Below are 21,700 nucleotides of genomic sequence, written 5' to 3'. Positions count from 1 at the left end.
GACCGTGTCGAGACGTCAGAAGAGCTGGTAGACCGTCGTTCCGCCGATGGTTGTGGCCGTGTAGTTGGCGGCGACCCACTCGGCGATCTCCGAGTTGCCGCCCGGACCGCCGCCGTCGTTGCCGAGGTAATAGGCGATCTTGCCGTCCTTGACGTAGGCGATGAACTGCTCGAGCGTGGGGGCCGGGTCCCCGCTCCATCCACCGATCGCCATGACGGAGGTGTCAGTGGCGATCTCGATCTCGGCGGCGGATTGCGACCCGTTGGTCGCGGCCGCCCACGTTGTCGTGGTTGCCCTCAGCGCGGCAACGAGTTCGGCGTTCGACGCGGTGTCGCCACCCGGGCCGCCCGTCATTCCGCTGCCGCCCTGCATGGCGGTGGGCGGGTTTCCCTGTTGGCCCGGGCGGGCGCCGGCCGGCTGGGCACCGGGCTGTCCGCCGTCCGCCCGACCCCCGGGGCCACTGCCCATGCCACCGCCGGGGCCGCCCATTCCGCCGCCATCGATCGAGGTCGACACCGCGGTCGGGATCGAGCCGTTGTGGGGGGTCGCCGCGGTTGCGATCGAGAACGCTGCCGTCCCGCCGAATCCGGCGAGCGAACCCGCGATGAGTGCCGCGGCAACCGCACGTCGCCACCCGCGTGCAGCACCGATGAGGAGGGCCACCACCGAGATCGAGGCGACCACGCCGATCAGCCAACGACACCAGGTCGGGCCGAAGTCGTTGCGGTTCAACAGGACAATCGACCACGCCGCGGCTGCACCGACCATCGCCGCCAGGGCGATCCTGGCCGCCCAGCGGTTGCGTCGACGCCAAGCGAGCACGCCGCCGAGTCCGATGACTGCGCCGATCGCCGGCGCCAGTGCCACCGTGTAGTACGGGTGGATCGTCCCGCTCATGAAGGAGAAGATCATGCCGGTGACCAGCAGCCAGCCGCCCCACGAGAGCACGGCTGCGGATTCCGTGCGTGCCAGACGGTGTTCGAAGCGGAAGACCGGGAAGCTGCACACCACCAGGTAGCCGGCGAAGAACAGCGCGATGAGTGCGGTCGGAAGCAACCAGGAGATCTCGTTGCCCATCTCGGAACCGAAGAGTCGGTCCAGCCCGGTGGACCCGCCGAAGGACCCGCCGGCCTGACCGCCGCCTCCTCCGCCTCCTCCGCCGCCGCCGGAGGCACCACTGATGCGGCCGACGCCGTTGTAGCCGAAGACGAGGTCCATGAACGTGTTGTCCGTCGAACCACCGATATAAGGACGTGCCGATTCCGGCACGAGCATCGTGACCACCGGGAACCACAACGCGGAGCCGAGCAATGCGGCGGTCGCACCGATGAGGTGGGCGATTCGTTTGCGCCACCCGGTCTTCGCGAACAGCAGGTAGGCGAGCCCGAAGAACGGCAGGATCAGCAGGCCCTGCAGCATCTTGGTGAGAAAGGCGAATCCCAGGGCGACGCCGACCAGGGCGAGCCACCGACCCGAGTTGGTGGCGACAGCCCGGGTCAGCGCGTACGCCGCGGCGACCATCAGCAACACCAGCAGTGCGTCCGGATTGTTGAAACGGAACATCAACGCGGCCGCCGGGGTGAAGGCCAGCACGGCGCCGGCGATGAGGCCGGCCGCGGCACCCAGTTGGGGGTCGCGGATCGTCCGACGCATCGTCGCGTACAGGAGCCCGACCGCGGCCACGCCCATCAGCGCCTGGGGCGCCAGAACGGCCCACGAGTTCATCCCGAAGATGCGGACGCTGAGTCCGCTCACCCACAGTGAGGCCGGCGGCTTGTCGACGGTAATGAAGTTCGATGCGTCGAGTGCACCGAAGAACCAGGCCTTCCAACTCTGTGATCCGGCCTGCGCCGCAGCGGCGTAGAAGGTGTTGGCGTACCCGCTTGCGGACAGGTTCCACAGGTAGAGCACCGCGGTGACGGCCAGGAGTCCGACGAGGCCGAGCCGTCCCCACCATGGCCGGGCGGCGACGCGTCGTCGGTGCGCCGGGGCGGCGGGATCGGACGGCGACGGCGCCGGTGGTTTGTCCAGTACTGCGGTCATGGGTCCTCCTCAGATGATTCCTGTCCAGAGTCGACGCCTCCGCCACCGTCAGCCTGGAGATCGGCTGGCAGGTGGCTGTGAACGGTTTCGGGAACCCAGACGTAGCCTGAGTCGCATGGCTGTGGATGCAACGGTGCCCGTGGTGGCAGTCGGTCTCGTCGGTGGTTTCGCGGTCGCGCGCTACAGCGGGCGACGCGAACTCGGTGGTGTGGTGCTCGGCGCAGCCGGCGCCTGGTGCACTCGCCGGTGGGCGTCGACGAAGGGCCCCGCGGTCGCGGGCGGTCTGCTGGCCGGTTACCTGGCGGCGTTCGGCGGCTCGCACCCGCTGGCGAAGAAGATCGGCGCGTGGCCGTCGGTCGCGGCCGTGACCGTCGCCGCGGCGGGCGCCACTGCCGTCGCCACACGCTGAGCGGCGCGCCCCGGCAATACCGGCCGGACGCCCCGATGGCGGCACTACCATCACCACCCATGACCGCGGGATATGGGCGTGCACGGCAGAACGACATCTACACCGCCGGGGTGCACCGGCGAAAGCCGCGTGTACCAACGGATTTCGCCGAGCTCGAGCGACGTGCGAGACGTGCGATGTCGGCGCGTGCGTGGGCGTACATCGGCGGTGGTGCCGGTGAGGGACGCACCATGGCCGCCAACCGCGCGGCACTCGACCGCTGGGCGATCGTGCCGCGCATCCTGCGGGATGTCTCGCAGCGCAACCTCGAGGTCGAATTGTTCGGTCGCCGCATCACGGCGCCGGTGCTGTTCGCGCCGGTCGGCGCCGGTTCGCTCGCCGCGCCCGACGCCGACGCCCTCATCGGGCGTGCGGCCGCGGAACTCGGTGTCCCCTACATCTTGTCGAATCAGGCGAGCGTCTCGATGGAGGACGTCGCGGCCGCGATGGACGACACGAGCGCCGGGGCGCCGCGCTGGTTCCAGCTGTACTGGTCCACCGACGACGACCTCGTCGACAGCCTCCTGGAGCGCGCGGCGGCCATCCGCGCCGAGGCCGTCGTCGTCACCCTGGACACGACGATGCTCGGGTGGCGGCCGCAGGACCTGAACCTGGGTTCGCTGCCGTTCGCGCAGGGTGAGGGCATCGCCCAGTACACGTCCGACCGCAGGTTCGTCGACATCGTCGCCGAACGGCTACGTGGCGCTGCTGACGAACGTCCGGAGATTTCCCTCGGCGCGATCGCCACCCTCTTCTCCATCACCCGCAACGCCCCGGGCCGGTTCCTGCAGAACCTGCGGTCGCCGCAACCGCGTGCCGCGGTGCAGACCTTCCTCGACATCTACTCGCGACCGTCGCTGAACTGGGACGATCTTGCCGGCCTGCGCGCCCGCACCGCTCTTCCGATCGTGCTGAAGGGCGTGCTGCACCCCGACGATGCGCGTCGTGCCGTGGACGCCGGGGTGGACGGCATCATCGTCTCCAACCACGGCGGTCGGCAGGTCGACGGCGCGATCAGCACGATCGACGCCCTCGACGCCATCGCGCCGGTCGTCGACGGTCGCATCAAGGTCCTCGTCGACTCCGGGATCTACACCGGTTCCGACGTGTTCAAGGCGCTCGCCCTCGGGGCCGACGCCGCCTGCATCGGACGACCGCACATGTACGGCCTGGCGCTCGCGGGAGCCGACGGTGCCCGCGACGCGGTCGCCGACATCATCGCCGAACTCGACCTCACCCTCGGACTGTCCGGGCACACCGACGTCGCCGACCTCGACCGCGAGGCGCTGCGCCGGATGACCTCTTAATGCTCCCTGAGGTGTGAGCGAAGCGAGCCACGAAGACATCCCAGGGGTGCAAGGTGTCAAGCGGCGAGGTTGGCGCGGTGGTTCCAGGCGGTGTGTTCGTTGTAGAGGGTGCGGTGTTTGAGGCAGCCGTGGAGGATGCCGATGAGCCGGTTGGCGAGCGCACGCAAGGCTTGGGGGTGGGACTTCTTCTGATCTCGCAGGCTGTCGTAGTAGACGCGGGCGCCGGGACTGCCGGTCAGCGCGCTTTGCGCCATCGCCATGGCGGCGGCGTTGAGGCGGGTGTTGCGGATATGGCGGGCCAGCACGACGTGCCCTTTGCCTGAGGCGATGGTCCGTGGTGAGGTGCCGGCATAGTTTCTGCGAGACTTGGCGGTGGCATAGCGTTCGGGGTCGTCCCCGAACTCGCCAAGCATCCGGGCGCCGGTGATGTCACCGACTCCGGGCATGGACAGGTAGATCTCGGCGTCCGGATGCGCTCTAAAAGACTGGGCCATACTGGTTTCCAGTTGATCAATTTGGGTGTTGAGCGTCGTCAGCATGTTCACCGTCACGGTCACGGTCGCCGCATACGCTGCGGTAAGTGCCTCCGGTGCGCTCAGATGACCGCCCCCACGCAGGGCCTGCTGGATCTCGCGGGCACGGGTATCGGTATTGCGTTGGCGGCCACCCTTTTTCAGAGCTGATCGGATCGCCGCGACCGTCAGTGCCGCTCCCTGTCGTGGGGTGGGAGCGCGACGCAACACCGCCAGGCAGTCTTTGTGGGCGAGGTCGCCGCCGAAGGCATCGACCGCGGCCGGATAGTAGGCGCCCAGTTGAGCGCGCAACACGTTCTGTTGTGCTGAGCGCGCCCACACCAGATTCTGATGCGTACGGGCCATCACCGTGATCGCCTTGACCTCGACGGTGTCGGCGGCGACCAATCGATGATTGTGCCGGTCGGTCCGCACCAGATCAGCCAGCGTTTTCGCGTCAGCCTTATCGGATTTGGTGCCCCCGACATGGTGGCGGTCGCGGTACCGCGACACCGACAACGGGTTGATCGCATACACCTGATAGCCCGCGGCGACCAGGGCGGCGACCCACATGCCGTGATCGGTTTCGATCCCCACCACCACCTCAGAGGGGTCGTGGGCGAACCGGGCGAGCAGGTCATGCATCGCCGTCACGCCGGCCGCGTTCTCGGGTAGTCGGCGGGTGGCCAGGGTGGTGCCGTGTTCATCCATCACGCACACGTCGTGATGATCCGACGCCCAGTCGTTGCCCACACAGATCATGTCGGTCGTTCACCTCGTCTTCGGTCGTCTCGATCGATCGTCGGTGTGAACCTTGGGGTGATCACCCTTGACGCGGCCTAATGGATCAGTGCTCACCCCACATGGTTCAGGGGGCACGACATCCCAGAAGCGTTCTAGCGGGTGATCCTTACCCGGCCGGGCCACGGTCTTCGTGTAGAAATCCGACACCGTTTCAGGGTCTCGGAGTGGTCACCGGCCGGGAAGGCTCACACAAACCAGCATCCCCTGCAGGACGCCGATCCACCCCCATTAGGGTCAGACCAGGGGCCGCCCGGTGCGCATGCGCCAGCGGACGTCGGCGAGCAGGACGTTGAACGGGAATGCGCGCACCCACTTCGGGGCCCGCGTGATGATCGCGCGCAGGACCGCGTTGTGCTTGTCGAAGTACAGCTCCTGCCACGGCGAGAGCTGGACGCGCATCTTGCGGCGGAAGTTCTCCGGCAGGAAGCCGATGGCCATGATCTCGAAATGCCAGCCGAAGAGCCGCGAGATCACCGGGCCGAGGAACTCGGCGCGCGCGATCGACATCAGGTACTCGCGGATGGTGTCGTCGATCTCGAGCGTCTCGACCGTGTCGTTCCAGTAGGTCTCGAAATCCTCGCGGGTGGCGGGCCACATCTCGCGGGGGACCTGCAGCGTCGTGCCCAGAACGGCGCCGGCCTGATAACGCTCGTCGGTCACCTCGGTGACCCCGCCGAAGATGCGATGGACGTCCTCGGTGCCTCGGTACAGACACGCGGCGACCCACAACTGCAGCTTCGGATCGAAGGCGTTGTACTTCACCGGGCTGTCGGCGGTCGAACGGACCTGCGCATGGGCCTTGCCGATGGCCTTGCGGTAGGCCTTTCGGTCTTTGGCGCTACCGAGTCCGGCGACGGCGAGGTAGCTCAACGTGGTGCGGCCGCGCTTCATCGGATGCTTGAACAGGTTTCCCGAGTCGACGCGGCTCTCGTACACGCCGTAACCGACTGCGGGGAGGCTGAGCTGCATGATCACGTTTGCGGCGCCGGCGATCACGCCGATGCCGAGCGGGTCGAGGTCGCTGGTGGGGAGCGCGTCGAGCTCTGCGCGGGACATCCGGGCGGAGGAGGGGAGGAACTCGGTGTCGGGGCGCTCCGCGGTGAGAAACTCCTGCACTTCGGCGGTCACATCCGTCACCGGTTGTGCTGACAGTGCCGAACTTCCACTGGTGATAGGCTCCGTTGCCATCGAACACCCCTCCTGCTCGAATTCTGGAAACGTCTGTTTCCCGTTGTATGACACACGTAACTTACCGGGGTGTCAAGATAGGAATCATGGGACGAGCACCATCGACCCCGGACAGCCGATCCGGTTCGGCGTCGGACGCGGTCGGCACGCTTCGGGCCTACGGCGGCGAGGGCGGCGACACCCGGGTCGCGCGGCGTCGATCCGCCCTCATCGATGCAGGGTTGGATCTGCTCGGCGCCGATGACGTGGGCGCGGTGACCGTGCGCGGCGTGTGCCGGCAGGCCGGACTCACCGCCCGTTACTTCTACGAGAGCTTCGAATCCGTCGATCAGCTGGTCGGCGTCATGTACGACGAGGTCATCGAAGAGATCGCGCAGGCCAGTCTGGCAGCCTTCTCGGAGGGGGCCAGCATGCGTGCGAAGGTCGCCGGTGCGGTGTCGGCGATCGTCGACGTCATCGACGCGGACCGCCGCAAAGGCAGGCTGCTCTTCTCGCAGGCGCTGTTGAGTCCGGTGATCGCGGCCAAGCGCATGGAGTCGACGACGTTGTTCGCCGGCCTCACCCTGCAGAGCACGTCGGCGATTCTCGACGTCCACGTCGGGCCGGCGGCAGCGGTCGGCGTTGCGCACTACCAGGTCGGCGGACTCAGCCGGTTGCTCGCGGCGTGGCTCGAGGGTGAGGTCGAACTCGGCAAGGCCGACGTGGTGGATCTGAGCATCGCGCTGCTCGTCTCACCCGCCGAGATGCTCGAGAAGAGTCTCTCGCGTCGCACCGGCGATGCGGAGTAGGTCCGCATGTCGGGATATGTTTGATGGCATGAGTGGCGGAACCGGCGAAGCAGACATCCGTCCGGCGACGCGGCCACTGGGCGGCTGGCGGGATTACGGCGAGCCCGAACTGCCGGTCCCGTTGGCGGCGGCGCTGGCGGCGTTCGCCGAACAGGGCTACCACGGGACCTCGGTCCGGGAGATCGCCGCGCGGGCCAATCTGTCGGTGCCAGGGCTCTATCACCACTACCCGTCGAAGCAGTCGTTGCTGCAGGGGCTCCTCGAACGCACGATGACCGACCTCCTGGCACGCTCGGAGGCCGCGATCGTCGAGGCGGGTCCCGAGCCGATCCGGCAGTTCGACGCCGTCGTCGAGTCGCTTCTGCGGTTCCACATGTATCGCCGCGAGCAGGCGTTCGTCGGTTCCACCGAGATCCGCAGCCTCGACGACAACTACCGGCCCACCTACATCGGACACCGGGACCGCCAGCAGCGGATGGTCGACAGGATCGTCTTCGCCGGCGTCGAAACGGGTGAGTTCACCACCGAGTATCCGAAAGATGCGGCGCGTGCGGTGGCCACCATGTGCGTCGGGGTGTCCACCTGGTTCAAGCTCGACGGTCTGCTGGGTCCGGACGAACTCATCGCGCGCAATCTCCAGATGGCCCGCGCGCTGGTCGGGTATCGCACGCCCTGACGGCCGTCGCGCGGGGCGCCGTCTGCTGGGCCGCTTGACCCGGCGGGTATCGCCTGGCAAGGTATGCAACGCCGAGCGATCGATCGGTCGGTGTTCGGGGATCCCCACCCTGCTCTGCGTTAAGGAGTCACCATGCCCATAGACCTGCGGCACGACGACGACGTGCTCGACGTCGTCGCGAAGACCGAGGCCTTCGTCCGCGACTACGTCCTGCCCATCGAAGACGAGGCGGCCGGTGACATCACGGCGGCCGGTGGTGACGACATCCGTCGCGAGATGAACGCCAAGGCCAAGGAGGCAGGGGTCTTCGGCCCGCATGCCCCGGTCGAGTACGGCGGACTCGGTCTCAACATGTGTGACCGCGCGCCGGTGTTCGAGGCGGCCGGGTATTCGACGTTCGGTCCGATCGCGCTGCACATCGGTGCGCCGGACGAGGGCAACGTGCACATGCTCGCGCACATCGCGAGCGAGGATCAGCGGCAGAAGTACCTCGCCCCGCTGGCCGCTGGAGATGTCCGTTCGGCGTTCGCGATGACCGAACCGGCTCCGGGCGCCGGTTCGGATCCCAACGCGCTGCGCACGGAGGCCGTCCGTGTGGACGGCGGCTGGAAGATCAACGGCGACAAGCACTTCATCACCGGCGCCGACGGTGCGGGCTTCTTCATCATCATGGCGCGGACCTCGGGCGCGCCCGGTGACCGCGGCGGCGCAACCATGTTCCTCGCGCCCGCCGATGCGCCCGGGTTGACCGTCGGGCGCCACATCAACACTATCGACAGGTCGATGATCGGCGGTCACTGCGAGGTGACCTTCGCCGACCTCTTCGTTCCCGACGAGGACATCCTCGGCGAGGTGAACGAGGGTTATCGCTACGCCCAGGTCCGGCTCGGGCCGGCTCGGATGACCCACGTGATGCGCTGGCTCGGCTCGGCGAAGCGCTGCCAGGACGTCGCCGTCGACTATGTCTCGCGCCGTGAGGGATTCGGTGGCCGCCTCGGAGATCTGGGCATGATCCAACAACTCGTCGCCGACAACGAGATCGACCTCGCCGCGACTCGCGCGTTGCTGCTTAAGGCCTGCCACGAGCTCGATCTGGGCAGCCACGCGTCGGACGAGACTTCGATCGCGAAGACCTTTGCTGCCGAGGCGTATTCGCGGATCGCCGATCGCAGCATCCAGATGTGTGGCGGGCTCGGTGTGTCCGCCGACCTCCCGCTGGCCCGCCTGTCGCAGGAACTCCGGCCGTTCCGTATCTACGACGGCCCGTCCGAGGTCCACCGGTGGGCGATCGCCCGTCGCGCCGTCGGGCGTGCGAAGAAGGCCCAGCAGGCGCTCGAGGCGGGTGCCCGATGACCGCCACGGATGCAGCGCTCGACCAGGATCGCCTGCGCCGGTTGCTGATCGACAACGGGGTCGAGCCCGCAGGTGAGCTGACCATCGACCTCATCAGCGGCGGCAAGTCCAATCTCACCTACACGGTCACCGACGGCGTCTCCACATGGGTGGCGCGCCGACCGCCGACCGGCGGACTGACGCCGTCGGCTCACGACATGGGCCGTGAATGGGCGGTCACCAGTGCGCTGCAGTCGACGTCGGTCCCGGTTGCGCGGACCGTCGCTTTCGACGCCGACGGCTCGGTCATCGGTGCGCCGTGCACCGTGGTGGAGTTCGTGGACGGCCGCGTCGTCCGGACCGCGGAAGACCTCGACGCCTACTCAGATGACGAGGTCGCCCGCAATCTCGATGCCTTGGTGCAGACGTTGGCCGACCTGCACGCGGTGGACTATCGCGAGGTCGGGCTCGGCGAGTTCGGTCGGCCCGCGGGTTTCGCCGCCCGCCAGGTGAAACTGTGGGCGCGGCAGTGGGGGCACGTGAAGACGCGTGAACTCCCCGACGTCGAGCGTCTCGTCGACGCGCTCGCCGCGCGGGTTCCGGAGCAGGCGCGAGAGTCGGTGGTGCACGGTGACTTCCGGGTCGACAACACGATCATCGACGCCGACGATCCGGCCCGGATCGCGGCGGTCGTCGACTGGGAGATGTCGACCCTCGGAGATCCGCTCACCGATGTCGCGCTGATGTGCGTTTACCGCACCGGCGCCTTCGACCAGGTTCTCGGCTTCTCCGCGGCCTGGACCAGTGACCGTTATGCGTCGGTCGACGAGATCGCTCAGACGTATTCGACCGCAACGGGTGTCGACCTGGGTGACTGGGACTTCTACCTGGGGTTGGCGAACCTGAAGCTCGGCGTGATCGCCGAGGGGATCACCTACCGCGCACTCTCGGGGGCGTCCTCGGGAGACGGCGCGGAGAAGGCTGCCGAGGCGACGGCGGCGTTCATCGCCGACGGCCTACGCCACATCAGCTGATCGAGCAACGGCGTCAACAGAACACAGTCGCGCGGTGCGCGCATCCACAGAGGGTAGGCAATGAGTGAATCGGGCAACAACCGTTCTGCGCTGGTGACCGGGGCGTCGAGGGGGATCGGTGCGGCCATCGCCGACCGGTTCGCCGCCGACGGCTGGGACCTCACCATCAGTGCCCGTGGTCGAGAAGCGTTGGAGAAAAAGGCGGCCGAGCTTCTCGAGCGTGGCGCCGGGCGGGTGGAGGTCGTCCCCGCCGACATGACCGACGCCGACGCCATCAGCGCGCTCGGTACGGCTCATGCGGAGGCATTCGGGCGGTTCGACGCGCTGATCGTCAACGCCGGGATGGGCTCGAAGGGTGCGATCGCCGACCTCCCGGTGAAGCGATTCGACCGGCTGTATGAAGTGAATGTCCGCGCTCCCTACATCCTCCTTCAGTCCGCGCTGCCCGCCCTGCGCGCCACCGCAGAGGCCCATGGGGCCGCGAAAGTCATTGCCGTGGCGTCGATCACCGGCGTCTATCCGGAGCCGGAGCTGTCCGCCTACGGTGCCACCAAGGCGGCGCTCATCTCGTTGTGCGAGACGTTCAATCTCGAGGAGTCACGCAGCGGTGTCAGCGCGACGACGATCGCGCCGGGCTACGTCAACACCGACATGACCGACTGGCTCAAAGACCGCATTCCCGCCGACGAGATGATCACGGCCGACGACATCGCGGTGATCGCGCACTCGATCACCCAGTTGTCGCGGTACGCGGTTCTTCCGAATGTCGTCATCACCCGTCCTGGCGAGAACCTGCACCGGGCCTAGGCTCGGACCTGCCCCTGCTCCCTAATCCGAAAGATCCTCAAATCCCTGATCCCTGAGTTGCGAGGAGCGTTAGCGACGAGCCACGAAGGGCTGGTGAGACACGTTGCGAAGCCCTTCGTGGCTCGCTTCGCTCGCACCTCAGGGAGCAGAGATGTGGATGCTGCGGAGTGTTCTTTCGTGATCCACCACGGCCGCCAGGCCGCGGATACTGAGGTGCGAGCGGAGCGAGCGTCGAAGGGTCACCGGAAGGTCGCGATCCCGCCGTCGCGGTCGGAGAGGTGACCGTGCTCGTTGAACGACACCACCGAGACGCCGCTGCGGCCGACGATCAGTTTGCTGATCGACGCGTTGACCATCGTGCGGGCCATCGCCGGCCAGGTCTCGTCGGGGATGCCCCACAACTGGGCGATCCACTGGGTGATGGTGCCGGCCGAGGACACCACGAGCACCGTCTGACCCGACCCGGCGAGCTCGGTGGCGCGGGCGGCCGCGTCGGAGACGCGCGCCTTGAACTGGGGGTAGCTCTCGGCGGGGCCGCCGTCGAGGCCGGGAGCTGCGTCGTGCTCGCCGGCCGCTATCCAGGCCGCGAGCCCCTTGTCGAGCTGTTCCTGGTAGCTGCGGCCGTCGCGATACATCTCCGGCGTGGCCTCGCCGACCAGTGCTGGCAGTGAGTACTCGTTCCACCCCGGGTCGACGTGCGGCTGAGGTTGATCGGTGTCGAAAGCCCCCAGCACGCCGCTCAGCGTCTGTTGCTGGCGCGGGAGGTCGCCACTGGCGGCTGCGGTGAAGGTGCCGATCTGCCCGGCGAGGAATCCACCGGACAGCGCGGCCTGTGTGGCCCCGGCCGTGGTGAGACCGCCGGGTCCGTTGCTCAGATCGTCGGTGGCGTCGGCGATGCCATACGCCAATGCGTTCGCCTGACCATGACGAACCAGATAGATCACACCCATTCCTGCACCCTATGTCGGCTTCGATGAGTTCGAGGCGTCGGGCCGGTCAGTATCGGCGACCCCGAGATGTCTGGAGTGCGCCCGTGACGCCGATGCTGTTCGTCAACCTGCCCGTCGTAGACGTCGCGCGGTCTCGTCGGTTCTTCGGATCGCTCGGCTTCCACTTCGACGAGATCTTCTGCGATGCCGGGAGCGCGTGCATGATGATCAACGACTCGGCGATGGTCGTGCTCATGCAGCGACGACGATTCGCCGGCTACGCGGCCACCGCAGTCGCCGACCCACTGCAGGGCCGCGAGTCGTTGCTGGCCATCTCCGCTGACAGCCGCGCACACGCCGACCGGCTCGCCGAAGCGGCACTCGGGTGCGGCGGCCGGGAACTCCGCGCAGCCGAGGACCTGGGCTTCATGTACTGCCGCAGTTTCTGTGACCCGGACGGTCATGCCTGGGAGATCGTGTGGATGGACCCCTCGCAGATCCCGCAGACCGCTGACGACTGATCGGCGCCGCGCGAACCGGACGGTCTCAGTGCCAGGGGCTCGGCGTCGTGCGTGCCGGTGCGTCGTATGGGGTCGCCGGGAGACCGAAGCGTGCGAAATCGCTCTCCATGTCGTCGCTGAAGAAGGCGACGACATGGCTGACCTTGGCTGTCTGCGGGTCGATCTCGAGCACCTGGAGCTGGAACGGTCGGTGGACGCCGTCCGGTTCGCGCATGTACAGCCCGTAGGCCGGCTGCCCGTTGGCTGTCGTGGGCAGCATGATCTGATCGCCCGCCTTCTCGGCCGGACAGTTGCAACGGATGAGGGTTCCGATGTTCTCTGCGCCTTGGTACCAGCCGGTGAAGGGCGGCATCTCCCAGATCGCCTTGTCGGTGAAGAGCTCCACCATCGCGTCGACGTCGTAGCGTTCAAAGGCCGACACGTAGCGGGCCAGCAGCTCGCGCTTGGCGGCGTCGTCGAGTGTCGTCGCGGCGTCGACTCCGACCGAATCCTGCTGCGGGCGTGCGGTCTTGACCTGCTCGCGGGCCCGCTGCAGCAAACTGTTCACGGTGGCGGTGGTGACACCGATGGTGTCGGCGACCTCGGCGGCGCGCCACTGCAGCACGTCGCGGAGGATGAGGACTGCGCGCTGCCGTTCGGGTAGATGCTGCAGTGCCGCGATGAACGCCAGCCGTACCGACTCGCGGGCGCCGACCACGTACGCGGGGTCCGCGTCGTCGCCGGGCGCGATCTCGTCGGCCGTGCCGGCATACGGCTCGAGCCAGGGCACCTCGTGGTTCTGCAGCAGGTCGTCGGTCGGGTCGAAGGCGTCGCCACCGAGGCCGGAGGGGAGGGGGCGTCGTTGTGAACTCTGCAGAGCGGTCAGACACGTGTTGGTCGCGATCTTGTGCAACCACGTGCGCACGGACGCCCGATGGTCGAACTTCCCGTAGCCCTTCCATGCGCGGAGGAAGGTCTCCTGGGCGAGATCCTCGGCGTCGTGGTGGGACCCCGTCATCCGGTAGCAGTGCGCGATGATCTCGCGGCGGAACGGCTCGCTGACCTCGAGGAACTCGGCGTCGGTCGCGGCGCTGGACTCAGCCGCGGGGCTGGTTGTGGTCATGCTCACAATCTACCGGGGTGCACCGACAGGCTCGACCCGAGTGGCCAAGCCGACCACGGTCCACTTCTCCATCGGTTCGCAGGTCGAGCGACCGGACGCCGGACGAGTTCGGATCAGGGTGAGTGCAACCCCTGTCCGCGTCGCGCCACGGGCCTACTCTCGCCGGTGGACGCGTGTGCGACCGGTCGTCGGTGCCCGTGACCAGGGGTGGGACGGGCTTGCCGGTACGGGGCCGCGTTGCTAGCTTGATCCGCATGACAAGTGCCGACCACAGGCTCACGGAGGTCACCTACGTGACCACCGCGCTGGGCTGTCGTCTGCCGCTTGCACGCGTTCTCTGTTGTTGTCGTCGAATGCGCTGACCGACCCCCGCCGAGCCAATCTCCTCCCCGGGGCGTCGCTTCTCGAGTCTCTTCTCAGAGCACCAGCTTCCGGCTTCCGCCCCGCGATCCGCGGGGTCTTTCGACGAGGACGATCATGACCGCCACACTGCCCGAACTCTCCACCCGTACCCTACGCAACGCCCCCGCCTCTCCTGTCCGGCGTCAGCCGGTCACCCGCGCGGTGCGTCGTGCTCCTCAGGGCACGCGCCAGCCCGTACCGTTGACTTCCGTACCGCCGACTCGGACCCCGGGTCCGGTCGCCGACCGACGCGGACCAGTGAAGGGGGACCAGCGGGTGCACGTCGCAACGCCGCGCCTGGAGTTGTCGACCAAACCCGCGGCGCTCGTCCTCCGGGCCGCCCGGTTGTCCGGCCCGCTGTTCCGCGACGATGCGGCCGAGCGCACCGGGCTCAGCATCTCCACGGTCAATCGCCAGGTCAGTGCGCTGTTGAAGGCGGGATTGATCCGCGAACGGGCCGACCTCGCGCCCTCGGGCGCCATCGGGCGGCCGCGGTTGCCCTTCGAGGTCAACATCTCCGAGTTCCTCACCCTCGGTATCCACATCGGATACAAGGTCACCGCGATCACCACCCATGACCTGCTGCATCGTGTCGTCGGGGCCATCCAGATCCCTACCCCGCATGCCGATTCACCGGAAGAAGCACTCACCGCCATCGGTGTCAGCGCACGGCGTTTCGCCGAGCGCTGGACGGGCCGGCGGGTGCTGTGGGTCGGTGTCGCGCTCGGTGGGCGCGTGGCCGAGGGCGGCATCGTCGACCACCCCCGACTCGGCTGGGAGGGCGCGCCGGTCGGCCGGACGATCGCCGAGGCCGTCGGGCTGCCGGTGTCGGTTGCGTCCCACGTCGAGGCCATGGCAGCCGCCGAACTCGTGCTCAACCCCGACGACCAGCAGTCGAGCTTCCTGTACTTCTACGCGCGCGAGATGCTCGGCATCGCGTTCAGCGTCGGCGGGACCGTGCACACGCCGACCGCGGGACCGCCGGTGATCGGTCACTTCCCGACCGGATCGACCACGTTGCTCGACCCGAACCGGACGGGGCGCCTGGAGCCCGCGGTGAGCGACACCGGTGTCGTGGAAGCTGCACGCGCACTCGGCCTCTCGGCGACCGATGTGGAAGATGTCCACGCCCTGGCCCGCAGCGGTGACCTCACGGCACGTCGTCTGCTCGAAGAGCGGGCGGAGGTGCTCGGACGTACGGTCGGGCTGATCGCCGACATCTTCAATCCCGATCACATCATCCTGGGCGGACAGGCGTTCACCGATTACGCGGCCGGCCTGCCGACGGTCGCGAAGGCCGTGCGCGAGACCTCGATCGTGAGCAAACGGGATGTGCGCGTGTCACATTCGGGAGCGACCGTGCAGCAGCAGGCCGCCGGCGCGGTGTCCCTCGACGCGATATACAGCGACCCGCTGCAAGCAATCACGTTGACTGCCTGAGCGGGTCGCGTCGACGAACCTCGGTCGGGTGGTGGTCTAATCCGAGGTTCGCTTGTTGTAGGCGCGCAGCGCGAACGGCGCGAAGATGAGCGTCAGCGCGACCGTCCAGATCAGGGTGGCGAGGACCGGATATTGCAGCGGGAGAGCCGCATCCGGACCGAATGCCGGGCCGTTACCCCACAGCACACGCAATGCCTGGACCAGTGACGACATCGGGTTCCATTCGGCGATCGTCCGAAGCCAGGTGGGCATCGGCTCGGTCGGGACGAACGCGTTCGACAGGAACGTGATAGGGAACAGGACCGAGAACATGAAGCCGTTGACGGCCTCGACCGTCCGGAGCCACGAACCGATGAGGATGCCGAACCAGATCATCGCGAAGCCGAAGAGCAGGAGCAGCGCGAATGCGAGGACCGCCTCACCGAACGAGCCCCGGATCCGCCAGCCGATGGCCAGGCCGGTCACGGCCATGACGACGATGCCGATCGAACTGTGGAGCAGGCTGGCGATACTGCGTCCGATCAACACCGACGACCGTTGGATGGGCAGTGACCGGAACCGGTCGATGATGCCCTTCTCGAGGTCGGCGGTGATACCCGTGGACACGATGAACGCAGTGAACACGATCGTCTGACCCATGATGCCCGGGAGCAGGAACTCCTTGTACGACGCCGAGTCGGTCTGGATCGACGCGCCGAACACGTACGCGAACAGCAGCACGAACATGATCGGCTGAATGGTCACGTCGGAGAGCATCTCCGGCATTCGTTTGGTGTGGATCATGTTGCGCTTCACCATGATCCAGGCCTGTTGCCAGATCGTGTTGGGGTGGATCCGCGGCTTGTCCGCGACCACAGCGTGGGTCTGTGCCGTGGTGGTCATCAGGAACGCTCCTCGTCGGTGGTGTTGTCGGTGTCGTCGGTGTTGCTCGACTCCTCGGCGCGGTGGCCGGTGAGGGAGAGGAAGACGTCGTCGAGGCTCGGCCGGGAGAGTCCGAAGTCGTCGACGGAGATGCCACTCTCGTCGAACCAGGCGGCGACGCGGGGCAGGTCGCCCAGGCCGGCTGCGGCTGTCGTGAGCCGGCGGGCCGCCACGTCGACGAACACCTCCGCCCCGTTCTTGCGCAGCAGCGACTCGGCGGTCGTCAGGTCGTCGGCGTGCGAGACGGTCAGCACCAGACTGGCCGAACCGGCCTGCTCCTTGAGCTGCAGTGACGTGCCGTGCGCGATGATGGTGCCCTTGTCGATGACGACGATGTCGTCGGCGAGTTGGTCGGCCTCCTCCAGATACTGCGTGGTGAGCAGCAACGTGGTTCCGTCGGCGACCAGATCGCGCAGGACGTCCCAGAGTTCGGAACGGCTGCGCGGGTCGAGGCCGGTGGTCGGCTCGTCGAGGAAGAGCACCGGTGGCGTGGCCAGCAGGCTGACCGCGAGGTCGAGTCGGCGGCGCATTCCGCCGGAGTAGGACTTGACCTGTTTGTCACCGGCCTCTGAGAGGGAGAACTGCTCGAGGAGTTCCTCCGATCGACGCGCGAGGGTCTTGCGTCCGATGCCGTACAGACCGCCGATCATGCGGAGGTTCTCGCGGCCGGTCAGGATCTCGTCGACCGTGGCCGCCTGGCCGGTGAGGCCCATGTTCTGGCGGACCATCCCGGGCTGTTCCCGCACGTCGTAGCCGGCGATGCGGGCTGTCCCGCTCGTGGGCGGCGACAGGGTGGTCATCATTCGGACGGTGGTGGTCTTGCCGGCGCCGTTGGGGCCCAGCAGACCGAGCACGGAACCCCGCGGCACGGTGAAACTGACGCCGTCGACCGCCGTGAAATCGCCGAAGCGTTTCACCAGGTCGATGGCCTCGATGGCGACATCGGCCGTCGCGACTTCTCCCGGTGCGGTGGTGGGAACTGTGACTGAGCTCATGTTTCTCCACGGTATAGAGGGGGTGTGACAGCCGCGACCGAATTACGTGGCGCGCGGGTGACGTCAGGGAACAATTCAGGGCATGTTCGGGGTGTGGCGATCTCGTACTCGAAGTCAGACCGTCTGCCCGCACCGAATTCATCGTTTGCGGGGCTGCGAATCCGACGGACGGACCGAAATCGAGCGTAAGACTTCAAGTTGAGTTGAAGTCAATCTGTTTGAGATCCGTTTCTGCGGATGTCAAGACCCGATATCTCCGCATCTGCGGATAGGATGTCGCCGTGACCGCTATTCGGATCAAGGACGCAGCCACTCTGCTCGGCGTCAGCGACGACACGGTTCGACGATGGGTGGCCACCGGCGTCTTGGAACAGACCGATGACGGACCGGTCGCCACCGTTGATGGCGCACGGCTCGCCGCGCTGGCCCGCGAGCGCGCGGTGGCACCGGACGACGGGGCATCGGTCGGACGCTCGGCGCGTAATCGGTTCACCGGTCTCGTCACCGACGTCCGCACGGACGCGGTGATGGCTCAGGTGACCCTGCAATGCGGTCCGTTCGAGGTGACGTCGTTGATGAGTGCGGACGCAGTTCACGAACTCGATCTACGGCCCGGCGTCGTGGCCACGGCCGTCGTCAAGGCGACGACGGTGATCGTCGAGACCAACAGGGAGGCCAGATGAGGAGGTCCATCGTCGCGGTCGCCGCGGCCGGACTGCTGATCGTGGCAGGGTGCTCGTCCGGTGGCTCAGATGCCGGCGGGTCTGCGGCCTCGACCCTCGACATCTCGGCGGCGGCGTCGCTGAAGACGACGTTCACGGCGATCGCCGATGAGTTCGAGGCACAGCACGACGGCGTCACGGTACGACTGTCGTTCGACGGATCGTCGACGCTGGCCAACCAGATCCAGCAGGGGGCGCCGGCCGATGTGTTCGCGAGCGCCGACGAGAAGAACATGCGCAAGCTGGGTGATCTCGCCGTCGAACCGGCGGTCTTCGCCACCAACACACTCGTGATCGTCACGGCGCCGGGCAATCCCCGCGGGATCCGGTCGTTCGCCGATCTGAACAAGCCTGACGTCACGACGGTCATCTGCCAGTCGGCTCAACCGTGCGGCGCCGCGACCGAGACCGTCGAGCGAAACACCGGTGTCACCATCGACGCCGCTTCGGAGGAACAGTCGGTGAGCGCGGTGCTGACCAAGGTGACGACCGGCCAAGCGGATGCGGGCGTGGTGTATGTGACCGACGCGCGCGGAGCCGGGGACAAGGTGGCCACCGTGACAGAGCCGGCATTCGCCGCCGTGGTCAACTCCTATCCGATCGCGGCCCTCGCCGGCGCCGGGGATGGCGAACTCGCCACGCAGTTCGTCGACCTCGTCCTGGGCGCGGACGGTCAGCGCATCCTGCGCGACGCCGGGTTCGGGGCGCCTTGAGCACGGTCCTTCGTTCCCGACGGGACCCGGCGGGGTTGCCCGGTTGGACGTACGGCTTGGCACTGATCGGCGTCGTCTTGATCGTGCTACCTCCGCTGGCGCTGCTCCTCCGTTCGCCGTGGGGCACCTTCGTCGATCAGATCTCGTCGCCCTCGTCGCTCGACGCGCTGCGGTTGTCACTGATCACCGCCGCGTGCAGCACCGTCATCTGCCTGATGGTCGGGGTGCCGATGGCACTGGTGTTCGCGCGATACGACGGTCCGCTGATCCGGGTGCTCCGCGCGCTCGTGTTGTTGCCCTTGGTCTTACCGCCCGTGGTCGGTGGTCTTGCCCTGTTGTACACCTTCGGCCGGCTCGGGATCGTCGGTGAACATCTGCACGCGGCCGGCATCGACATCGCTTTCACGACGACGGCAGTCGTCCTGGCCCAGAGTTTCGTCGCGCTGCCGTTCCTCGTCATCAGCGTCGAAGGTGCGGTTCGTGTCGTCGGGACGCGATACGAGGAGGTCGCTGCGACCCTGGGGGCCGGGCCGACTCGGACGCTCTGGCGGGTCACGCTCCCGTTGGTCCTGCCGTCGCTGGTCGCGGGTCTCGTGCTCGCGTTCGCGCGGGCGTTGGGGGAGTTCGGCGCGACGATCACGTTCGCGGGCAACGCACCCGGGATCACCCAGACCGCGCCGCTGGCGATCTATGTCTCGGCGATCGACGACCCACAAGCCGCGATCCCGTTGTCGCTCATCCTGGTTGTCGTATCCCTGGTCGTCGTCGTGGGAGTGCACAGCCGCCGTTCGCGTGGCGGGGCGGGTGCGTTGTGAGCGCCGCGGATCTGGACGTGTCCATCGACCTCACGACGCCGCGGTTGCGCATCGATCACCGCTTCACCGCCGGCGGGACCACCGCGGTCGTCGGGCCCAATGGCGCCGGCAAGTCAACGATGTTGCGCGCGATCGCCGGACTGGTTCGCGGCGACGATCGGTCCCGGATAGTGCTCGGCGACAGGGTGTTCTGTGACGCGACGACCTTCGTGCCGCCCAGTCGGCGCGGAATCGCATTACTGTCGCAGGACGCGCGGCTGTTCCCGCATCTGACGGTCGCCGACAACGTGGCGTTCGCGCCCTCGGCGCAGCGTCTCTCGAGGTCGGAGATCAGGGCACGAGTGGAACGCTGGCTGACGGCAACGGAGGTCACCGACCTCGCCGACCGCAAACCGCACCAGCTCTCCGGCGGCCAGTCGCAGCGGGTTGCGATCGCCCGGGCACTCGCCGCACAGCCACGAATCCTGCTGCTGGATGAACCGTTTCGGGCCCTGGACGTCGACGTCGCGAGCCGGTTGCGAGCGCTGTTGCGCACACTTCTCGCCGATCGGGACCGCACGACGATCATGGTCACCCACGACCCGGTGGATGCGCTCGGCCTGGCCGACGACATCCTGGTCCTCGAGGACGGTCGCGTCGTCGAATCCGGTTCCGCGCGTGATGTTCTGACTCGACCGACCAGCCGGTTCGCGGCGTCGTTGTCCGGACTCAACCTGTTCGTGGGACGCCTGGACGCGGGCGACGCCGTCGTCGACCCCTCCGGCAATCGGGTCGTCGGCGGTGTCGAGGTCGATGGACCCTCACCGGGGGCCGGGGCGGCGGCCACGTTCTCGCCACGGGCCGTCGCTGTCTATCTCGAAGCGCCGCATGGCAGTCCGCGTACGACGCTGGCCGCGACCGTCCGTGACGTCGCGCCCCGGGGTGACCACGCCGTGATGACCGCCGAGGTGGGCGAGCAGATCGTCGCCGCTGAGGTGACCTGGGCGGCGGTCGCCGACCTCGGACTCGTCACCGGACTAGCGGTCTACCTGGTGGTCAAGGCGAGCGAGGTGCGGATCAGCGGCATCGGTCCCGGCTCGTTGTGACCGCCAGACCTCAACTCGACCGGCAGACTTCGATCGAGGTCTGGGGGTCGAGTTGAGGTCTGGGGGTTGGGCTTGGGTCAGGGCTCGTCCTTTCAACCGGCTATCGTGTGGCCGCAGAACAGGCCGGCGAAGAATGCGATGCCAGACGGAAGGCAGATCGCAGTGTTGACGAGGTAGCTGGTCGTGTCCGACACCGACCGTGAGAAGCGTGCTGAGAACGCTTCCGCCGGCTCGTGACCTTCGGCGTGCCTATGCCGTCCGACATACTGACGACTCATCGATCGGACTGTCCGTCCATCAGGGTTCCGGGCGAGGGACGTTGGCTTCTGACGTCGTGATTCGATTCCATACTGCTCCCTGCGACTTGACGATGCGCGCCGCGTCATCGTCGCGCCGAACACGAACTCCGACATAGGGCTCGACCGCCGGACTGCGATCGAAGTCGAAGAGTCGGCGTGAGGTTCACCGGTAGCTCTCGGCGCCGTGGTCAGGACGTGCTGGTGAAGTAGGCCAGGACCAATCCAAGTATGAAACAGAGGATCGGGTAGGTGACGAACATCGAGAACCTCCCACTGAAGTAGGTCCTCAGTTCCCGCCACTTGTTGTTGTCGTCGTCCGCAGCCAACGGTCCTCCATCTCGGTGATCTCGCTGATTACCCGGTCCCAATCGGCGATCGGGACGGTACCCGTGAACAGGGACAGCATCGAGTTCCCATCCGATCCGCAGTAGGCCAACTGTGATCGGCGAAGGCGCAATTCGCGGCCTTCGGCTCTGTAGCTTCCGTCGTCCACACATAGATAGCCGTCTCGGTGCGCACTGTGGTTCAGTACCGTAGCGTCTTGCAGTGCTGTGATGTCCAGGGTGGTGTCGAGTGTGCTCAATCGAAGTACGTCGACGGGGCCCAGGTCGAAGTACTGGACAACCACGTTCGAGACGAACTCTGGAACCGGACTTTCCGAACGGAGGAGTACTCGACTCGCGTCGGCCTCGTGTGCGGCGTCGGCATCCATGGCGTACCAGGCGGGTGCCGGCAGAAAATCCAGCGTCGGCGTCGAAGCGCGAAGCGTCGCCGTGCTGCCGAGATTCACGATCGCGTACTCGATTGCCGCGATCAC

The 21,700-nt window shown here is 67.3% G+C and carries 21 protein-coding genes; 13 read left to right on the top strand and 8 right to left on the bottom strand.

Features of this window, described 5'->3' with window-relative positions; translation table 11 throughout:
• Window positions 1-15: 15 nt before the first annotated feature.
• Window positions 16-2,043, bottom strand: a complete 2,028-nt coding sequence (locus tag LEL84_RS12790) for an ArnT family glycosyltransferase (RefSeq protein WP_226511805.1) — start codon at window positions 2,041-2,043, stop codon at window positions 16-18.
• Between the two features lie 115 nt (window positions 2,044-2,158).
• On the opposite strand from LEL84_RS12790, the gene LEL84_RS12785 reads away from it, so the two are divergent.
• Window positions 2,159-2,452, top strand: a complete 294-nt coding sequence (locus tag LEL84_RS12785) for a hypothetical protein (RefSeq protein ID WP_171011687.1) — start codon at window positions 2,159-2,161, stop codon at window positions 2,450-2,452.
• 59 nt (window positions 2,453-2,511) lie between these two features.
• Window positions 2,512-3,798 (top strand): alpha-hydroxy-acid oxidizing protein, encoded by a 1,287-nt coding sequence (locus tag LEL84_RS12780; protein WP_226511804.1) that lies wholly within the window; start codon window positions 2,512-2,514, stop codon window positions 3,796-3,798.
• Window positions 3,799-3,854: 56 nt separating this feature from the next.
• Here LEL84_RS12780 and LEL84_RS12775 read toward each other — a convergent pair whose 3' ends face one another.
• Together LEL84_RS12775 and LEL84_RS12770 are read right to left on the bottom strand one after the other, a co-directional pair.
• Window positions 3,855-5,072 carry an IS110 family transposase gene (locus tag LEL84_RS12775; RefSeq protein WP_159369979.1) on the bottom strand — a complete coding sequence of 406 codons (1,218 nt, stop codon included), beginning with the start codon at window positions 5,070-5,072 and terminating at the stop codon, window positions 3,855-3,857.
• 276 nt (window positions 5,073-5,348) lie between these two features.
• Complete coding sequence (locus LEL84_RS12770) at window positions 5,349-6,302, bottom strand: oxygenase MpaB family protein (RefSeq protein ID WP_078113284.1); 954 nt, start codon at window positions 6,300-6,302, stop codon at window positions 5,349-5,351.
• An 86-nt stretch (window positions 6,303-6,388) separates the two neighbouring features.
• On the opposite strand from LEL84_RS12770, the gene LEL84_RS12765 reads away from it, so the two are divergent.
• From LEL84_RS12765 to LEL84_RS12745, 5 genes are all read left to right on the top strand, one after another.
• Window positions 6,389-7,090 (top strand): TetR/AcrR family transcriptional regulator, encoded by a 702-nt coding sequence (locus LEL84_RS12765; protein WP_226511803.1) that lies wholly within the window; start codon window positions 6,389-6,391, stop codon window positions 7,088-7,090.
• Between the two features lie 28 nt (window positions 7,091-7,118).
• The gene (locus tag LEL84_RS12760) at window positions 7,119-7,766 is read left to right on the top strand and encodes a TetR/AcrR family transcriptional regulator (RefSeq protein WP_226511802.1); all 648 of its coding nucleotides are present in this window, start codon (window positions 7,119-7,121) and stop codon (window positions 7,764-7,766) included.
• A gap of 132 nt (window positions 7,767-7,898) precedes the next feature.
• Window positions 7,899-9,119, top strand: coding sequence for an acyl-CoA dehydrogenase family protein (locus LEL84_RS12755; protein WP_226511801.1), 1,221 nt, complete (start codon window positions 7,899-7,901; stop codon window positions 9,117-9,119).
• Complete coding sequence (locus LEL84_RS12750) at window positions 9,116-10,132, top strand: phosphotransferase family protein (protein ID WP_165629428.1); 1,017 nt, start codon at window positions 9,116-9,118, stop codon at window positions 10,130-10,132. The genes LEL84_RS12755 and LEL84_RS12750 overlap by 4 nt, the downstream gene beginning before the upstream one ends.
• A 60-nt stretch (window positions 10,133-10,192) precedes the next feature.
• Complete coding sequence (locus tag LEL84_RS12745) at window positions 10,193-10,939, top strand: SDR family NAD(P)-dependent oxidoreductase (protein WP_226511800.1); 747 nt, start codon at window positions 10,193-10,195, stop codon at window positions 10,937-10,939.
• A gap of 239 nt (window positions 10,940-11,178) precedes the next feature.
• On the opposite strand, the gene LEL84_RS12740 is transcribed toward LEL84_RS12745, so the two are convergent.
• Window positions 11,179-11,889, bottom strand: a complete 711-nt coding sequence (locus LEL84_RS12740) for a histidine phosphatase family protein (RefSeq protein ID WP_068971415.1) — start codon at window positions 11,887-11,889, stop codon at window positions 11,179-11,181.
• 83 nt (window positions 11,890-11,972) lie between these two features.
• On the opposite strand from LEL84_RS12740, the gene LEL84_RS12735 reads away from it, so the two are divergent.
• On the top strand, window positions 11,973-12,389 hold the full coding sequence (locus tag LEL84_RS12735) for a VOC family protein (RefSeq protein ID WP_078113281.1): 417 nt from the start codon (window positions 11,973-11,975) through the stop codon (window positions 12,387-12,389).
• A 25-nt stretch (window positions 12,390-12,414) separates the two neighbouring features.
• Here LEL84_RS12735 and LEL84_RS12730 read toward each other — a convergent pair whose 3' ends face one another.
• A complete protein-coding gene (locus LEL84_RS12730) occupies window positions 12,415-13,491 on the bottom strand; it encodes a sigma-70 family RNA polymerase sigma factor (RefSeq protein WP_226511799.1) in 1,077 nt (358 codons plus the stop codon).
• A gap of 678 nt (window positions 13,492-14,169) precedes the next feature.
• Here LEL84_RS12730 and LEL84_RS12725 point away from each other — a divergent pair.
• Window positions 14,170-15,333: an ROK family transcriptional regulator gene (locus LEL84_RS12725; protein ID WP_137810916.1), complete on the top strand. Its 1,164-nt coding sequence runs from the start codon at window positions 14,170-14,172 to the stop codon at window positions 15,331-15,333.
• 36 nt (window positions 15,334-15,369) lie between these two features.
• Here the strand turns inward: LEL84_RS12725 and LEL84_RS12720 are convergent, their stop codons facing one another.
• Together LEL84_RS12720 and LEL84_RS12715 are read right to left on the bottom strand one after the other, a co-directional pair.
• Window positions 15,370-16,215, bottom strand: a complete 846-nt coding sequence (locus tag LEL84_RS12720) for an ABC transporter permease (protein ID WP_226511797.1) — start codon at window positions 16,213-16,215, stop codon at window positions 15,370-15,372.
• On the bottom strand, window positions 16,215-17,249 hold the full coding sequence (locus tag LEL84_RS12715; protein WP_058252272.1) for an ATP-binding cassette domain-containing protein: 1,035 nt from the start codon (window positions 17,247-17,249) through the stop codon (window positions 16,215-16,217). Before LEL84_RS12715 ends, LEL84_RS12720 begins: the two co-directional genes overlap by 1 nt.
• A gap of 281 nt (window positions 17,250-17,530) precedes the next feature.
• Here LEL84_RS12715 and LEL84_RS12710 point away from each other — a divergent pair, with 281 nt between their 5' ends.
• From LEL84_RS12710 to LEL84_RS12695, 4 genes are read left to right on the top strand one after another with little or no spacing between them, the layout of a single operon-like run.
• The gene (locus LEL84_RS12710; RefSeq protein ID WP_226511796.1) at window positions 17,531-17,932 is read left to right on the top strand and encodes a TOBE domain-containing protein; all 402 of its coding nucleotides are present in this window, start codon (window positions 17,531-17,533) and stop codon (window positions 17,930-17,932) included.
• Complete coding sequence (gene modA / locus LEL84_RS12705) at window positions 17,929-18,684, top strand: molybdate ABC transporter substrate-binding protein (protein ID WP_226511795.1); 756 nt, start codon at window positions 17,929-17,931, stop codon at window positions 18,682-18,684. Before LEL84_RS12710 ends, modA begins: the two co-directional genes overlap by 4 nt.
• 35 nt (window positions 18,685-18,719) lie before the next feature.
• Entirely contained in the window at window positions 18,720-19,499 is a 780-nt protein-coding gene (locus LEL84_RS12700; protein WP_413466980.1) for an ABC transporter permease, read from the top strand.
• Window positions 19,496-20,584 (top strand): sulfate/molybdate ABC transporter ATP-binding protein, encoded by a 1,089-nt coding sequence (locus LEL84_RS12695; protein ID WP_226511793.1) that lies wholly within the window; start codon window positions 19,496-19,498, stop codon window positions 20,582-20,584. Before LEL84_RS12700 ends, LEL84_RS12695 begins: the two co-directional genes overlap by 4 nt.
• A 585-nt stretch (window positions 20,585-21,169) precedes the next feature.
• Here the strand turns inward: LEL84_RS12695 and LEL84_RS12690 are convergent.
• Window positions 21,170-21,700 carry an acetyltransferase gene (locus tag LEL84_RS12690; RefSeq protein ID WP_226511792.1) on the bottom strand — a complete coding sequence of 177 codons (531 nt, stop codon included), beginning with the start codon at window positions 21,698-21,700 and terminating at the stop codon, window positions 21,170-21,172.

The sequence above is a fragment of the Gordonia sp. WA4-43 genome (assembly GCF_020520305.1).
Taxonomy (GTDB): domain Bacteria; phylum Actinomycetota; class Actinomycetes; order Mycobacteriales; family Mycobacteriaceae; genus Gordonia; species Gordonia hongkongensis.
This window is presented reverse-complemented; position numbering and strand designations above follow the sequence as displayed.

What these genes read in the sequence shown, in the direction of transcription:
- LEL84_RS12760 (WP_226511802.1), top strand. Translation starts at nt 7,119, where the DNA reads ATGAGTGGCGGAACCGGCGAAGCAGACATCCGTCCGGCGACGCGGCCA.
- LEL84_RS12750 (WP_165629428.1), top strand. Translation starts at nt 9,116, where the DNA reads ATGACCGCCACGGATGCAGCGCTCGACCAGGATCGCCTGCGCCGGTTG.
- LEL84_RS12745 (WP_226511800.1), top strand. Translation starts at nt 10,193, where the DNA reads ATGAGTGAATCGGGCAACAACCGTTCTGCGCTGGTGACCGGGGCGTCG.
- LEL84_RS12740 (WP_068971415.1), bottom strand. Translation starts at nt 11,889, where the DNA reads ATGGGTGTGATCTATCTGGTTCGTCATGGTCAGGCGAACGCATTGGCG.
- LEL84_RS12780 (WP_226511804.1), top strand. Translation starts at nt 2,512, where the DNA reads ATGACCGCGGGATATGGGCGTGCACGGCAGAACGACATCTACACCGCC.
- LEL84_RS12790 (WP_226511805.1), bottom strand. Translation starts at nt 2,043, where the DNA reads ATGACCGCAGTACTGGACAAACCACCGGCGCCGTCGCCGTCCGATCCC.
- LEL84_RS12730 (WP_226511799.1), bottom strand. Translation starts at nt 13,491, where the DNA reads ATGACCACAACCAGCCCCGCGGCTGAGTCCAGCGCCGCGACCGACGCC.
- modA (WP_226511795.1), top strand. Translation starts at nt 17,929, where the DNA reads ATGAGGAGGTCCATCGTCGCGGTCGCCGCGGCCGGACTGCTGATCGTG.
- LEL84_RS12715 (WP_058252272.1), bottom strand. Translation starts at nt 17,249, where the DNA reads ATGAGCTCAGTCACAGTTCCCACCACCGCACCGGGAGAAGTCGCGACG.
- LEL84_RS12785 (WP_171011687.1), top strand. Translation starts at nt 2,159, where the DNA reads ATGGCTGTGGATGCAACGGTGCCCGTGGTGGCAGTCGGTCTCGTCGGT.
- LEL84_RS12720 (WP_226511797.1), bottom strand. Translation starts at nt 16,215, where the DNA reads ATGACCACCACGGCACAGACCCACGCTGTGGTCGCGGACAAGCCGCGG.
- LEL84_RS12755 (WP_226511801.1), top strand. Translation starts at nt 7,899, where the DNA reads ATGCCCATAGACCTGCGGCACGACGACGACGTGCTCGACGTCGTCGCG.
- LEL84_RS12775 (WP_159369979.1), bottom strand. Translation starts at nt 5,072, where the DNA reads ATGATCTGTGTGGGCAACGACTGGGCGTCGGATCATCACGACGTGTGC.
- LEL84_RS12765 (WP_226511803.1), top strand. Translation starts at nt 6,389, where the DNA reads ATGGGACGAGCACCATCGACCCCGGACAGCCGATCCGGTTCGGCGTCG.
- LEL84_RS12770 (WP_078113284.1), bottom strand. Translation starts at nt 6,302, where the DNA reads ATGGCAACGGAGCCTATCACCAGTGGAAGTTCGGCACTGTCAGCACAA.